The sequence below is a fragment of the Candidatus Megaera venefica genome (assembly GCF_034554655.1).
Taxonomy (GTDB): Bacteria; Pseudomonadota; Alphaproteobacteria; order Rickettsiales; family Rickettsiaceae; genus Megaera_A; species Megaera_A venefica.
In genome coordinates this window covers 1-14,518 of sequence record NZ_JARJFB010000025.1, presented here as the reverse complement: position 1 = coordinate 14,518, position 14,518 = coordinate 1, and the positions used below count along the sequence as shown (strand labels likewise).

General features: G+C 34.4%; 12 protein-coding genes. 5 read left to right on the top strand and 7 right to left on the bottom strand.

What is annotated here, in order from left to right; all coding sequences use genetic code 11:
• Nucleotides 1–217: 217 nt before the first annotated feature.
• Complete coding sequence (locus Megvenef_RS02605) at nt 218–397, top strand: hypothetical protein (protein WP_322776443.1); 180 nt, start codon at nt 218–220, stop codon at nt 395–397.
• Nucleotides 398–610: 213 nt separating this feature from the next.
• Here the strand turns inward: Megvenef_RS02605 and Megvenef_RS02600 are convergent, their stop codons facing one another.
• The 6 genes from Megvenef_RS02600 to Megvenef_RS02580 all read right to left on the bottom strand — a co-directional run bounded on the left by Megvenef_RS02600 (nt 611) and on the right by Megvenef_RS02580 (nt 5,575).
• Nucleotides 611–1,090 (bottom strand): DEAD/DEAH box helicase, encoded by a 480-nt coding sequence (locus tag Megvenef_RS02600; RefSeq protein WP_322776442.1) that lies wholly within the window; start codon nt 1,088–1,090, stop codon nt 611–613.
• 103 nt (nt 1,091–1,193) lie between these two features.
• A complete protein-coding gene (locus Megvenef_RS02595; RefSeq protein ID WP_322776441.1) occupies nt 1,194–1,634 on the bottom strand; it encodes a hypothetical protein in 441 nt (146 codons plus the stop codon).
• Nucleotides 1,635–1,807: 173 nt separating this feature from the next.
• Nucleotides 1,808–3,958: a KAP family P-loop NTPase fold protein gene (locus Megvenef_RS02590; RefSeq protein WP_322776440.1), complete on the bottom strand. Its 2,151-nt coding sequence runs from the start codon at nt 3,956–3,958 to the stop codon at nt 1,808–1,810.
• Nucleotides 3,959–4,397: 439 nt separating this feature from the next.
• Nucleotides 4,398–4,859: a TspO/MBR family protein gene (locus Megvenef_RS09810; RefSeq protein ID WP_410519750.1), complete on the bottom strand. Its 462-nt coding sequence runs from the start codon at nt 4,857–4,859 to the stop codon at nt 4,398–4,400.
• Between the two features lie 247 nt (nt 4,860–5,106).
• Nucleotides 5,107–5,247: a hypothetical protein gene (locus Megvenef_RS02585; RefSeq protein WP_322776439.1), complete on the bottom strand. Its 141-nt coding sequence runs from the start codon at nt 5,245–5,247 to the stop codon at nt 5,107–5,109.
• 175 nt (nt 5,248–5,422) lie between these two features.
• On the bottom strand, nt 5,423–5,575 hold the full coding sequence (locus tag Megvenef_RS02580; RefSeq protein WP_322776438.1) for a hypothetical protein: 153 nt from the start codon (nt 5,573–5,575) through the stop codon (nt 5,423–5,425).
• Nucleotides 5,576–5,768: 193 nt separating this feature from the next.
• Between Megvenef_RS02580 and Megvenef_RS02575 the strand changes: the two genes are divergently transcribed.
• The gene (locus Megvenef_RS02575) at nt 5,769–6,623 is read left to right on the top strand and encodes a bifunctional methionine sulfoxide reductase B/A protein (protein WP_322776437.1); all 855 of its coding nucleotides are present in this window, start codon (nt 5,769–5,771) and stop codon (nt 6,621–6,623) included.
• A 261-nt stretch (nt 6,624–6,884) separates the two neighbouring features.
• Nucleotides 6,885–7,421: a hypothetical protein gene (locus tag Megvenef_RS02570; RefSeq protein ID WP_322776436.1), complete on the top strand. Its 537-nt coding sequence runs from the start codon at nt 6,885–6,887 to the stop codon at nt 7,419–7,421.
• A gap of 80 nt (nt 7,422–7,501) precedes the next feature.
• On the opposite strand, the gene Megvenef_RS02565 is transcribed toward Megvenef_RS02570, so the two are convergent.
• Nucleotides 7,502–10,009 (bottom strand): autotransporter family protein, encoded by a 2,508-nt coding sequence (locus Megvenef_RS02565; protein WP_322776435.1) that lies wholly within the window; start codon nt 10,007–10,009, stop codon nt 7,502–7,504.
• A gap of 179 nt (nt 10,010–10,188) precedes the next feature.
• Between Megvenef_RS02565 and Megvenef_RS02560 the strand changes: the two genes are divergently transcribed.
• The gene (locus tag Megvenef_RS02560; RefSeq protein ID WP_322776434.1) at nt 10,189–13,368 is read left to right on the top strand and encodes a UvrD-helicase domain-containing protein; all 3,180 of its coding nucleotides are present in this window, start codon (nt 10,189–10,191) and stop codon (nt 13,366–13,368) included.
• Nucleotides 13,369–13,481: 113 nt separating this feature from the next.
• Nucleotides 13,482–14,471, top strand: a complete 990-nt coding sequence (locus Megvenef_RS02555) for a hypothetical protein (RefSeq protein ID WP_322776433.1) — start codon at nt 13,482–13,484, stop codon at nt 14,469–14,471.
• The last annotated feature ends 47 nt before the right edge of the window (nt 14,472–14,518 follow it).

The window sequence follows — 14,518 nt, the reverse complement described above, 5'->3', positions numbered from 1 at the left end:
AAAAAATGAATGTGCGGTGATTTATTTTTGAAATTCTTGAAATTATATCAAAAATTTAGAGTTTTGACGGAGAGACTATTTAAACCTGATGCTTTATGCTGGGGGTCTGCTGTTATAAGTGCCTCTGGCATGAAATCAGCGGGTAGTTATCGTTTTTACAATGACTTATTGAAGCCCCTAGCACCATCATTTTAATTAAGTTTAGGAGATTGATTATGTGTCTATACGTGAATACAATTTGTGGACTCTAACAGAGCTACGTCAAGACGATCCAAGAGAATATCTAGATGTAATAATACAAAACGCTAAGTTTGATAAGGTTCAAGCTATCCAGTATCAAGGCGATACTGTCTTTGTCATTTCTAAAAATCAATACGAGAAATTCAAAAGTATTTAAGTAAGGTAAAAGACTCTTTCTATAATGGTAAGAGTCTTTTAAAGTTAATCGGTAGGAAGTTCTCCGTATTTGTTAGTACCTTGAGTACCTTTAAAGAAAATAAACCCTATCATTAACAATTGTCCTAAAGGAATAAGAGTAATTAACTGCTACCAACCACTAGCGTTTAAGTCGTGTAGTCGACGATGGGTTACAAAGAATATTTGGATTACATCAATCATGAAAATAATACTCTAAATTGATTTGCTGTTCTAATGACCCATGCAGAATTGTTGAAATGCCAAAGTCTGGCACTATGCAATCTTGCTTAATGGTGTCTGGATATATTGTGGCATCAACAGTCCTAAGACCTCTGCCTATCATTTGAATCATTGTTGACTTATAGGAGCTTGAACGTAGTAAGATAACGCACGAGATTGGCGGATAATCCCAGCCTTCTGTTAGAATAGCAACGTTTACAATTACTTGTGTCTCGCCAGTTTCTAAGGAGTTTAATGCTTTTTGTCTATCCTCTTTAGCCATAGCTCCAGTTACTAAACTAGCCTTAACTCCAAAAGATCTAAAGGTATCTGTAACATTCATTGCGTGTGCTACATCTGAACAGAAAACCACAGTTTTTCTATCAGCAGCTTTTTTGCTCCATTCTTCAACGACTTTCTTATTTAAAGGTATGGTATTAAGTATCTCTGACATTTATTGACCGTGAAATTACCTTGGCTCAAATTAACTGATTCTACCTTTGCCACTGTCGCACTTCATTGATTCTGTAGACTCACGTTTTTTAAACAAATTTTTCCTAGATTATCCCGAGTTTATAAATTTCTTTGTTAAATTCTGCCAATTTGTTAGTATTGAGCTGACCAAGCAAATAAGCTTTAATTTCGCTTGTCCTGCTATTTAGTATTCCGCATAAAGCCTGCAAATTATATCCATTACGCGCCAATTTCGCCTCTATTCCATCCAAATCCGGTACAAGTATAGATTGAATAATTTCAGTTGTAATTGCCTTGGTATAAGACAAGTGGGCCTGTTCCATGGCTTGGGTTAAATAATAATTTATTTGTAATGGAGTAACCAAGCTACTTATAAGTAAATCCATGGCCTCTTGCGTAATGATCTCTAGCATTTTAACATCTTTTCTACAACAATGCTTAAACAACCATGCGCCATAATGTTCTTTATTCTCTACCCAATAATTAAGCTGAAAAAGCTGAGTACGAGCTCCAATTTCTTCCATAGTAGGTCGTTTCAGATCATTGCCAAGCTTTGGATGACCAGCAAGTATAACTGTAAGATTACCACCGTTTATGACACAAGCGTGTTTATGAAATATTTGTAAATTTTAAATACTGTCTGGGTTGACAGGTGTAAAGCCAATGTTATGATAAAGACTTTGAATATAAATAATTATTAAGGATTGTCTTTTTCGTCAATGAATGTTTGTAAAACTCCCTTTTGCCTATCTTTCAGATTATTATCCTCAGCCAGGATAGTGCGTGCTTTTTGAATTAAAAGCTCTAGTTCTGATTCTTCTATAAAGTCTAGAATAGTTTTATGAGATACGCGGTGTTTAACTGAAAATACGGTATCTTCTATACTTTGTGACTTTTCTAACGTTAAAAACCCGGTTATAAAATCTATTATACCTTGATTAGTACTTGTTAGCTCTTTGATATACTTTCCCACTACATCCTTTGATTCCCATTTCTGCCAACAGAAAAGAATATGTGTAAAAAGACCAACTTGTGGCAGTTTTTTGTTACTTACAAATTCCTTAATTCTTTTAAGTGCCAAAGTACGAAGTACCTCAGTATGCTCACTTGTAACTATATTATGCTGGTTTTGTTCTATTTCTGAGTAGATTGAGTATGCCTGCCGTATTACCATTGATATAGATTCAGAATTTTCAAATAGCGTTTTAAGGAGCTCAAATCTTTCCTGTTCTTCCTCCAAACGTTTGATCAACTTTGATGAAATCACTAGCGTAATCGTGTCAATACCCGGACTAATAAAACTTGAAGTATCATCCTCAGGAGGCACTTCATCGCTTAGGTCGTAAATAACTTGAAGTATCGGTTGTATTCTTCCTACTGGTATGTTTGTTGTAAAATGGAATAATTCATGTAAAAAAGCACTGTACATTCCTGACTCTATAAAAGAACGTAGTTTAAGTTTAAGTGCATGTTGATCGTTAGCTAAAGTTATAATTTCCGTCATCACATTTAAAGTAAAAGTATCCTCTGGAATAAATAAAGTGAAATATGTATTAAAACACTCTTCTACGCATACCTTACGTTTCATTCTCCATCCTTCCAGAAAGCTAACGTCACAACCAAACTTCCTGTCGCTAACAATAAATTCATATTTAGGGAATAATCTAGACATCAGCCTTTGAAAGTATTCTAAATCTTCCTCGTGAACTTGCTTGTGTAGATGCTCATAAAAATCCTTTGTTCGTTTCACTTCAAGCTCATAACCATAGGTGTCACCTGTTAAAAATCCGCTATTATCGTCTACTATTGCATAAGCCTTCGGATAAAATACACGTAGTGCCTGCACACCAACGAAATCAGTAACATTTACCTCATCTTGTACTGCTGAGTAGTGAGCTTTAATAGAATTAATAAGGATCTTTACATTTCGAGGGGTTTTAAAACATGGAGAAACGCCATCATAGAATAAATTTCCCCATTCTATTTCATCGAACAGTAGCTTCTTATTTTTTAACGGTTCAACAATTTCTTCTAGTTTCTGGAGAAATAGCTTGTTAAGTTTATTTTTGCTTGGACGTGGAACGTTAAAAGTGCATTGTACGATCTTCTCAAGGTAGTTGTGACCATCGGTATTACCAGCGCTCAGAGAATCTGCTACTTTTCTAGAGTCGCATGCAAGCAAGTAAATAACTTGAGGAAAATCACAGACTGCTTTGATCATTTTCATAAGATCTTTCACCTCATCATCTAAAAGACGATCCAAATCATCTATAATCACCAAAATCTTGTCTTTCTGCTGTTCTAATCGTTCAATAATATCCTTTTTTATATGATGCAAATCTTGAGCTAAAATTTCTGAAGCAGAATTAATACTGTTTTTGATACCAGACAATGTATGGCTGGCGCCTTCTATAACTGCACTTGTACCTGGTATAAGTTTTAACGTGGGAGCCGCCACTGATAGTACCCTTTCCATTAGCTCAAGTTTTTTGGCAAATTCCTTTAAATTATCGCTGACACCCAACATACCTAATCTAGCACGTAATTGATTCAGAAAGGCAGCCGTAAGATTCTTTGTGCAGGAGAACATCCATGGATTAAATCTGAAGATCAAAACCTTTGTTTCTCCTTCACTTTTCTCATTATGTTCTTCAATAAAATGTTCAATAAAGTTAATAATTGTACTTTTACCTGACCCCCAAGGGCCGTAGAGACCATATACAAAGCCCTGTTTCGCTTTAAGCCTAATTATACTCTTTGCAAAAGATTCGGCAAACTGCTTCCTGTCCAAAATATCAAGACTAGGATCTTTGAGATCTTCATCATGTTCTAATTCTTCTTTTGTCATTATTCCATCAATAAAATATATTTGGTGAAGGCGTATTAAAGTTGTGAATGCAATTTTAACTGAAATTAACAGCGCCGCAACTGTTATAATATTCTACTATAACGGCCCATAAACTCTTCACACTCTATTATAGGTGGTATTACAATAATAGTTTATTATAAGTTATTCAAAGCTTTAAAATAGACTAGATTTTACCAGTCTACGTGAGGTATACTCAAAATAGATTAGACTTAAAGGGTACTTTTGAGTTTTAGGAGTTAGTCTTCTGAAAACCCAGTGACCAAAGAAATGAACTTAAGATCAATTTTGTCCTTAAGCATATTAATAGCTGTTTTCTCTAAAATTGATTGGACAGGATTTTCTAGAACTTTGCTCATGATGATTTTAATTTTTCAATTTGTTTTTTTAGGCACGCCCGTGAATTCTGCATTTTCTTTATCTAGTTTAAGAGTACTATCATCATATTTAAATATAAAGCAAAACAAAGCCACAAGAAATAAGGTAGCATCATATATGCATAGTTGGTATATCCAATTCTTAGCTTAATTAAAATATAGGCATTAATAGAAACAAGTAAAATTAATATCAAGAGCGCTACCCAGCTTAAGTGCCAAGTAAAAAATACTGGACTCCATAACCAGTTTAAAAACATCCCAGTCCAATACCACTTTAGTATAGTTTTCTCCCTTTCCCTGTTTAGTTTCCATCCCAAAATAGCTAAGCTAATGTATAAGATTGGCCAGATTATTCCGAAATAATAGCCCGGTGGAGTAAGGGAAGATTTGATTAATTGACCATACCATGGGTACATTCCGAATCTCGTAATGTAGCCAATGGTTATAGATACCAGCTGGAAAGATACAACCCAAGTTATAGGAGCAGAAAAAGCTCGTTTAATCATATATAGTCTACTTGAATGTATTACATTAATTAATGATTGAAGTGAGCGGTGACAAAAAACCGCATTTAGCACCCTTAACTGCAATTTGGTTTAATGCATCGATATTATTGTGGTGATTTAATCATTTTGGGAATAGGAGTACAGACTTAAATTCACCGATATTAAAAGTGCCTACTATTAAAATCAACCCTAAAATACTAATCCCGTCAGCCCCATACTTATGTCATCATCACGCTGTGTCATTTTATTAAGCCCTAACCTTAGTTAATTTCTCGCTAGCTTTAAAGCTAATAATATTACATTTGGCAGCTTTGGCAAGAGCGATATTATTGTGATGATTTAACCCCATTTTGGAATAGGTGCATGGACTTGAATTCACTGATTTCATCGATAGTTACAGATTGTCCTGAGGAGATAAGCTTACTCAAAGAGTTGCAGCAGACGACGCGGGGCCCATAAGAAACTGGATAAAGGTATTGAATGGCACCATATTAGCTCTAATCTAGGAGCAATCACGAAGGAGAAGCGGGAAGCCAAAACCTCAGAGCAAGTAATTGATATCCTTAAAAAAGAACAAAAGTTCCTATCTCAGCTACACGGTACTTTGAAACATCCAGACCATCATGGCCAGATTCTTGCTCCATCAATTCATCAAGAACGTTCAAAAAAGTCTTACTAGACTTGATAATGGTAGCTCTGTTAAGATAGACAATCATACTATGTCATGTCCGCTGAAGTTCATGGAGCATCTGTCAAAACTCGAACAAATGAATTTATACCACACCCTGAGATACAGCAGATCCACAACCAAGTTATCTAGCAGTAAAAACATCTTGAGATAGAAAAAGATATAGGTTGGGTTTAACCTATGATAGAGTTGGTTAAACAAACAATATGGAGGTAGCCCTTATGATAAAAACTAGTAGTTTAACTCCCGAAGAAAAAGCGGTTATAATAAATAAAAATACAGAACCTGGTTATACGGCAACTAATGATGAATTTTTACCAAAAGGCACCTATCTTTGCAGGAAATGCGGTATTGCATTATTTGATTGTAAAGATAAATTCCGTTCTCATACAGGATGGCCTAGTTTTGAGCGTGAATTAGGAAATACAGTAACGCTCAAGCCTACTCCAAATGATCTTCGTACCGAAGTAGTATGTAATAGTTGTAAAGCACATTTAGGTCATGTTTTCTTCGGTGAAGAATATACAAAGCTTAATACAAGATATTGTATTAATTCATTGGCTTTAGATTTTGTCCCATATACTAATATAAAAGATACGGAAGAAGCGATTGTAGCAGCTGGGTGTTTCTGGGGTGTAGAACATTTGTTTAATAAGCTAGATGGCGTACTAAAAGCTGAAGTGGGTTATACAGGTGGACTTGTCGATTACCCAACCTATGAAAAGATATGTAATGGTGATACTGAGCACGTAGAAGCCGTTAGGGTTGTCTATGATCCTAAGATAATTAATTACACGGGGCTAATACAATATTTCTTTGAAATACATAATTTTTCACAAGTAAATGGTCAGGGACCGGATCTTGGGGAACAATACCTAAGTAAAATATTTTTCCATACAGAAACACAATATAAACTAGCCGATAAAGTAATGCAGTATTTAAAAAACATGGGTTATAAAGTAGCAACTCAGCTACATCCGGCTACCACATTTTGGAAGGCAGAAGCTTATCATCAGCAATATTATAATAAAAATTCTGGTCAACCATATTGCCATATCAGGAAAAAACTTTTTTAACTAGAGATGTATCAGTTTAATCCAATAACAGATATCACTTCATATAAAGCGTCCAAATCAAAGCCTCATCTTATAACCCCAATTCGATAATTTGACAGAACCGTTTAGCAAAGAAATCGAAAAAATAAGATAACTTACTTGCATTAGTTATTATTTTTTAATAACCTATAGTTATAAGATAATGAAATATATAACCTATGATTATTTTTAGTATAAGTATAACAAATAAAAATTGGAAGTTATGTGGGGTAGTAGATAAGGTTGAGTAACATTGAAAAAATACAAAACATTCCTAGTAGATTAATTACAGCTTTATTTGTAGATTTCAAAAAAGCAGGAAAAGCTTACAATGCAGCATTAAAATTAGGTTATAAGAAAGACGAAATAAGTATATTAATGTCTGAGGAGACAAAAGCCCACCAAGGGCATAATAGAGCTCATGAAAATGCTTCATTAAGCGATGAAGCAATAAAAGGGGCTGGGGTTGGAGGATCTCTTGGTGTTACAACCGGAGCTATTACCGGTGCCATAATGGCCATGGGAACTGCTTTAGCAATTTCAGGACTTAGCTTAATTATTTCCGGGCCAATTGCGGTGGCCTTAGCTGGAGCTACTGCAGGTGGAATAGCCGGGGGTTTAGTTGGAGCTCTAATTAATATTGGTATCTCTGAAAATCATGTAGAAAATTGTGCAGCAGAAATTAAAAAGGGCGGAGTCTTAATCTGTTTAGCTCCTCACTCGTTAGATGATTGTAAAACTTTAGAAAGCACATGGAAAATTACGGCGGAACAATACTAACTTCTATGTGACATATACAATGTTAGCCCATAAGTGCTAGTAGTTTATTGATGGAAAGATTATCAAAATATTTACATCATTTAAAATATCAGTCTCAACTTAAAAACACCTTGGTGAGCAATATATTTCTGAGCAATACGTGCATCATAACCGAATCCATATTCAAAATTAGATTTCTTAATATCAAATCCTGCACCAACAAGATAAGTCACTCTGGTTTGCACAGTGGTTCTAGGAACAATTAGTGAAGGCGGCTCTCCTTGCAATGCAGCGGTTATTTTTAAAGGCTTATTAATTGCATCATATCTAACAAATCCATGAACTTCAGGAATAAATGTAAAATCTTCAATAGCTATTGAATGATCTAATTTTGCCCCAGCAATTAATTCAGCCTTATTAAACTCTTTTCTATTCACAGTTAAATTCTGAGAACCAGCTCCTGTTTCTGTATAATCTACTTTATTTAACCGCGTGTATTCTATACCAAATAAAGGAGTAATAATGGTATTTGCTGACAAGGAGTGAGTATAACCAGCTGTTATTTCTGTAGTAGTGCTGATTGAGTTATAATCTGCACTAGCTATTGAAATAGTAGGAAAAGTAAACCTTATTTCTTTATTGTCAATTTTACTTGAACCAAGTGATAAAACACCTTGAACAAACCAATTGTTAGCAAGAGTTTTTAGACCATATAGAGATATCACCGATGTGTGAATAACACTTTTGTCTCCCTTATTAGAATCTTTATGATTGACTATATTTTTTATAAAAGTTAAAGCCACTCCTATTGTTGAGTCATCTTCAAACAAAGTATCAAAACCTAAAATGTTCCCAAAATATTTAGCGGAATATCCTGGATGAGTGCCACGTAGTTCTTGCTTTACGTCACCAAAAAAAGGCATAAACCATAATCCGTGAATTTGATTATTGGTATCACCAGCAGTAACACCGGACAAACCACTATCTGTCACCTGTATATTGCTAATTCGTGCATCAATTACACGTGTTGCACCAGAAATCATTTGAGAAGCACTTTCAGCAGCCTGATTAGCTGGCTCACTTCCAAGGGCAATGGCATCTGGTTGCAGTGCATCCAGTAACTGAACAGCATTGCCAGATTGATTTACAACATTAAGCAAATCTTCTCGTGCTGAAGAATTTAAAACGGGAGTAACATTTGGATTATTAGGCACTAAAACAGCTACAACTTGATCAACATTGGGGACTAATACCTGACTCAGAATACCTTCAGAATATGTCCATTTCACGAGTGGATTTGCTGGTGAATTAAGTGCGACGATACTATCGTCAGGAAGGGTCATACTCCCTTCTGCTGTTCCTTCTCCATCAAACTTATCCCTTAACTCCGCAAAAATAGTATATTGTCTACCTGCAGGACCAGGAACAGAAGAAATATCTGTAAGATTTATGGTTACTGTATCAGCACCACTCATATCAATATTTATGCCTTCAGCTGCAAGATGACCCCCCTTGACTCCGTTAAATGTGGAATTAAATTTTGGAGTACCCATAATCACCGCAAAACCCCTAGTAAATAAAGCCGTATTTAGACCAAGATCAAAAATTGTATTATTAGCAGTAGTTTGGCCTGAAAGGGCTATTTCTTCGGCATCAATACCAATTATTGAACCCTTGGTTTCAATAATATCGGCAGATATATTATTAGTTAATGACGATCTATGAGCTGGATTATTTGAAGAAAAACTAACTTTAGAACCATTGCCACCAAAAGAGAAAATATCTATTTTCTTTAAAATATTAGAAGCTCCCTGAAACTCAATAATATTACCGCCAGGATTTATAATACCTACTTCTGCATCCAACGTGGTATTATGGCCAAATATCATGTTAGCTGCCTTGCCTCCAGCAAATTCTACTTTATTTGCACTAACACTAAATCCAGAATTGATACTAAAAGTTGTATTTGATTCTAGGCTAATATTAGCTGATAAATTAAGGTTGGTATTCAATACCAACGATCTATCTGTAGTAAGAACTAAAGACGCCACTTTTGTTCCGGCGGTCCCACTAAATGCCCCTGATAAGGTTGAGTTCTGTAAAATTCTTATTGTCCCATTATCCCCACCTGTACTCTGAAAGTTGTTGGCATAGTTTACACCCGCAGAGTTCAACTCCAAGATACCTGCATTATTATTATAATCTACCAAACCTAGGCCAGAGTAGTCATTTAATCCAATACTGCTCCCTCCCGAACCAGCAGTACCGGGTAAAGTTATTGTTTGTAGCCCACTATATAAAACAGTTAAAAATTTTCCAGTCAAACCAGAATTTCCTACTGATCCTAGAGATATATCATGGAGCATAGTAAATATGCTGTTGTTACCACTAATATCCATAGCTGCTATTATATGATTTCCAGAAGAGAGTAAATTATGAGCTCCACCCAATTTTACACTATCACCATTAACAAAGCCGACCAAACCATTATTTACTCCGACAGTTGCTGGGGTGCCAACTGTTGTATGCTCAGTCGCAGCACCACTAGAAAGCGGTAGAATAATGGCAATAAAAGAGGCAACGGCCCCTAGGGCTTTAAATTTAGACATAATATGAATACTCAACCTAATTATATAATGTAATTAACGATAATATAAGTAATTCGTAATTTACATCAAATACCCATTAATGGGTCAATATGTTATTCGCATAGTAATATTCTTATCAACACTACTTACAGATAATATTGAAATAAGCTATAATTCAGATTGAATAAGTTTTATGTGATATGAATTCATTACAAAATAAAGCATCAAACCCAGAGATATCAACCTGGGTATCTGCTTCAGCTGGAACTGGAAAAACAAAAATACTCACGGATCGGGTACTACGTTTATTATTAAAAGGCGAGGCATTTGATAAGATATTATGCCTCACTTTCACAAACGCAGCGGCGGGAGAGATGAAAGAGCGTATTACTACTGCTCTTGATACATGGTCAAAGCTTGATAGAGATATATTAATTCAGGAATTAAATAAAACAATCGGCAGGGAAGCAACTGATCGGGAAATAGTCATTGCTAGATCATTGTATGATACATATTTAAAGTCTGAAAATAATATTAATATCCAAACTATTCACTCTTTTTGTCAAAAATTACTCAAGAAATTTCCTCTTGAAGCCTCTGTTTCACCAAGTTTTAAAATTATCGATGAAATAGAGGCAGATTATATCTTAAATCAGATTAAAAAACATTTGATGAATGCAGAAGGTTTGGAGCCTATAACTGAGTATTTATCGATCAATTTTCATGAACTGATTATTGATGAAATGCTTAGTGAAATCATCCAACAAAAAACCCAGTTTCTTAAGTCAAAAAATTCATTAGAAAATTTTAAAAATGAAACCACCAAACTTATTGCTGAGCTTCAAAGCTCAAACGATAAATACTATGAGCTAATTAAACAGAATCCAATAGTACAAACTATTGTAGGATTTAATACTACAACAAAAGAGCTAAAAAAATTCTTTTTAACAGAACATGGCCAAAAGAAAAAAAGAATAGTTACTCAGAAAATAGCCAAACCTGGGTCAAATTTATATTTTGACCTAGAAGCAATACAGGAGCAAGTATATCTCCTGGATCAAAAAGAGAAAACTGTAAAACTAAAAAATCACTCCAAACTACTTTCTCTTCTTGGCTCTAAAATAATTGAAGAATATGAACATTATAAATCAACAAAAGCGTTGCTAGATTATGATGATCTCATTATACATTCTTGTAAACTTTTAAATAACAGTACGGCAAGAGAATGGGTACTGTATAAACTAGATGGTGGGATTGATCACTTACTTATTGATGAAGCACAAGACACCAGCAACTATCAATGGCGCATTATTGAAGCTTTGATTGCTGAATTTTACTCAGGTGATGGGGTAGAAAAGAATAACCGCACTGTATTTGTTGTTGGTGATGAGAAACAATCAATATTTAGCTTTCAAGGGGCTGATATTGATTCTTTTTCTCAAATGAACCAATACCTAAAAGAGAAAATGTCTGCCGCCAACAAACATTTCGAAAATGTAAACCTCGAAACATCATATCGCTCAGCAACAGAGGTGCTATACGTGGTATATCAGGTCTTTAATAGAGTAAGAGAACAAATTCCTGGCACATTTTCATCAACTTTAAACCAACTACATGCCTTTCGGAGCAGTCACGCAGGAAGCGTAGAATTATGGCCAATCTGTAGCACTAAAAATTCTGAGAATGAGTTTTGGCCAATAGTTAAATCAGCGGTGGACACCACTTCTTCAAAGGTGCAGCTAGCACAAAAAATTAGTTCTTATATCAAACAAACTCTTGGCTCTGGTAGAATACTTGCTGCAACGAATAAAATTACGTTACCCAATGATTTTATGATTTTATTCAGAAAACGAGATGAATTTACTAAGGAAGTGATTATAGCTCTACAAAATGATGGGATTCCAGTAGCAGGCCTTGATAGAATCACCTTAAGAGGAAATCTGGCTGTACAAGATTTGCTGGCAATTGGAAAATTTGTCTTAAATCCACAAGACGATCTTAACCTTGCAGCACTTCTTAAATCACCAATTATTGGAATCAGCGGATCACTTTTGCACGATATTGCCATCAACCGAGAGAAACAATCAATCTGGAATTATATTGAATTAGAACAATATTCTTCAAAAGAATATAAGTATTTATTTGAGCACCTAAGCATATTTTTTGAAGTATATCAAAAAACCAATGTTGAAACTTTTTTCCAATATATGGTTGATGTACTGGGATATAGACAAGCATTAAATGCGTCTTGCGGTCCGGATAGTAATGACGCTATCGATGAGCTTTTATATGCTTGTCAAGATTTCGCTTCTCAAAATAACAACTCTTTACAAAATTTTATATTTTGGATTGAAAGTAGCGATTCTTCAATAAAGAGAGATTCTAGTAGTTCTGATAAAGTCAAAATAATGACCTTACATGGGGCAAAAGGACTACAAGCTCCTATTGTAATTCTTTGTGACACCACAAGTTTACCAACCAACAATGATCACTTTATCTGGGATAAAGATGACAATTGTTTGTCAGCAAAAAATTCAACTGATGTACCTGATTACTACATTGACCTAAAGAAACTAAAACAACAAAAGATTTATGCAGAATATTTAAGGCTACTTTACGTTGGCATGACAAGAGCCGAAGATCACCTTATAGTATGCGGTTATGAAGGAGGTAGATCAATAGCTGAAAATTGTTGGTTTGAGTTAGTTCATAAAGCGATGAAAGAAATTGCAGTAGAAGTTGATGACGGCAAGTTAATTTATGGTACAAACAATAATTATTTCAATCATAAAGAAAAAAAACTTCCTGAAACTCAAAAGACAGAATATTTCTATCCTTGGAATAAGATTTTTCAAAAAGACATTAATAAGTCAATCTCTGTACAATACATTTCTAACTCATTATCAACAGTAAGTCCGGCACAATATGGAGTAATATTTCACAAAATTCTTGAAGATTCGGTTGCTGCAAAAGAAATGTCTATTATGAGTAATCACCCCTTGATTGGCACACTTGATGAAAAATCTCAAAAACGTATTACGAAAAGTATCGAACTATTGTCAGCAAATATAGAATTTAATAGCCTGATTCAAAACCATACTCTAACAGAACTATCAATTGGAACTTTAGGTGATGAGAAGATCAACCTAGGAAGAATTGATTTGATGATTCATTTAGAAAAAGAAATAATCATTATCGATTATAAATCAGATATCAATCCTGCAACTAGCCTTAATACCGCTCCAGAAAATTACATTACCCAACTTCTTTCTTACAAAAAAATAGTTCAAAAAATATATCCAGAGAAAAAAATTCGTATCCAAATTTTATGGTTAGAAAATGGTCAGCTAATGGAAGTTCCTACAATTGTACCCGCTTGAATATGCTAATTAGTTGACACTTAGCAACCTTTCGTATATATTGATTTATCTTTTACTAAAGATTATGTGATATATCTTAAACTTATACAACTTTACTGAGCTGAGCTAATCTAATGAAAACTAAACAATTACCTACACCTTTATTGGATACATATAAAACCATAAACAAGATTGATGATAATAGCTGGGATGCTGTTCAATATGTGCTACTGAACTTCAAAAAACTTGCTGACAACGCTGGATATAGTTTTGTAGAAGCCTTGAAGATTTGTTCTGAAACAGCTGGTTTATTAGATGCTAAAAAAATATCCTTCCTCATAAAGCCTGGATTTGTTGGTAGGGATTTGTATAATGCTGATTTAGCAGCTGAGGTCATATCTTCTGGTGTTGTTACAACTGATAAATTTCATGGCCCACTACTAAGAAAGGGCGGAGAATTTAATGGTACATTAAGGGATTACGTAATCGGGCAAGATTTACCCCAAGTGCTTAATGCTTTAAACCAACCTTTAGTGGATACGCAAAAAATAATAAACAATATTAATGATAACAGCGAATTAATTACTAACACACTTTCTATTATAAATCCTGTTCAGGTTTTTTCGGAAAATTCCAAAGTAGAAGTAAAAGATTTTGATCATGGTTTTCAAGATGCTTATTTAGGTGCAATCCTAAACGGAGGTGGAAACTCGTGTATATATGCACTAAAAAGTGAACCTAATAAAATAATAAGAATTTCCCAAGCTAGTGGTTACCATGATAGCATATCCATAGTCATGGACGTTAATGATTGGTTACAAAATAAACTTGCATATAAAAACGTTTGCAACTTAGTTGCATTTAAAAATAAGTACCCAGAATTACCAGTTGCACAAATTGATGATGTATTTTTTATACGTGCTCAAAAAGTGATTAGTCCTTATAAATTTGGTAATAAAGATAGCGTTGATTCAATTAAAGGTAATACCGATTTCTATTATATGGCAACAATTATGGAAAAATTAATTGACGAACATCCTGATTTGGATAGTGATGCGGTAATTAATGCCCAAGCCATTTTTAAAAAACTTAATAGTCTCTCCGTCAAAACTCTAAATTTTTGATATAATTTCAAGAATTTCAAAAATAAATCACCGCACATTCATTTTTT

What these genes read in the sequence shown, in the direction of transcription:
- Megvenef_RS02600 (WP_322776442.1), bottom strand. Translation starts at nt 1,090, where the DNA reads ATGTCAGAGATACTTAATACCATACCTTTAAATAAGAAAGTCGTTGAA.
- Megvenef_RS02595 (WP_322776441.1), bottom strand. Translation starts at nt 1,634, where the DNA reads ATGGAAGAAATTGGAGCTCGTACTCAGCTTTTTCAGCTTAATTATTGG.
- Megvenef_RS02590 (WP_322776440.1), bottom strand. Translation starts at nt 3,958, where the DNA reads ATGACAAAAGAAGAATTAGAACATGATGAAGATCTCAAAGATCCTAGT.
- Megvenef_RS09810 (WP_410519750.1), bottom strand. Translation starts at nt 4,859, where the DNA reads ATGATTAAACGAGCTTTTTCTGCTCCTATAACTTGGGTTGTATCTTTC.
- Megvenef_RS02585 (WP_322776439.1), bottom strand. Translation starts at nt 5,247, where the DNA reads ATGAAATCAGTGAATTCAAGTCCATGCACCTATTCCAAAATGGGGTTA.
- Megvenef_RS02580 (WP_322776438.1), bottom strand. Translation starts at nt 5,575, where the DNA reads ATGATTGTCTATCTTAACAGAGCTACCATTATCAAGTCTAGTAAGACT.
- Megvenef_RS02575 (WP_322776437.1), top strand. Translation starts at nt 5,769, where the DNA reads ATGATAAAAACTAGTAGTTTAACTCCCGAAGAAAAAGCGGTTATAATA.
- Megvenef_RS02565 (WP_322776435.1), bottom strand. Translation starts at nt 10,009, where the DNA reads ATGTCTAAATTTAAAGCCCTAGGGGCCGTTGCCTCTTTTATTGCCATT.
- Megvenef_RS02560 (WP_322776434.1), top strand. Translation starts at nt 10,189, where the DNA reads ATGAATTCATTACAAAATAAAGCATCAAACCCAGAGATATCAACCTGG.
- Megvenef_RS02555 (WP_322776433.1), top strand. Translation starts at nt 13,482, where the DNA reads ATGAAAACTAAACAATTACCTACACCTTTATTGGATACATATAAAACC.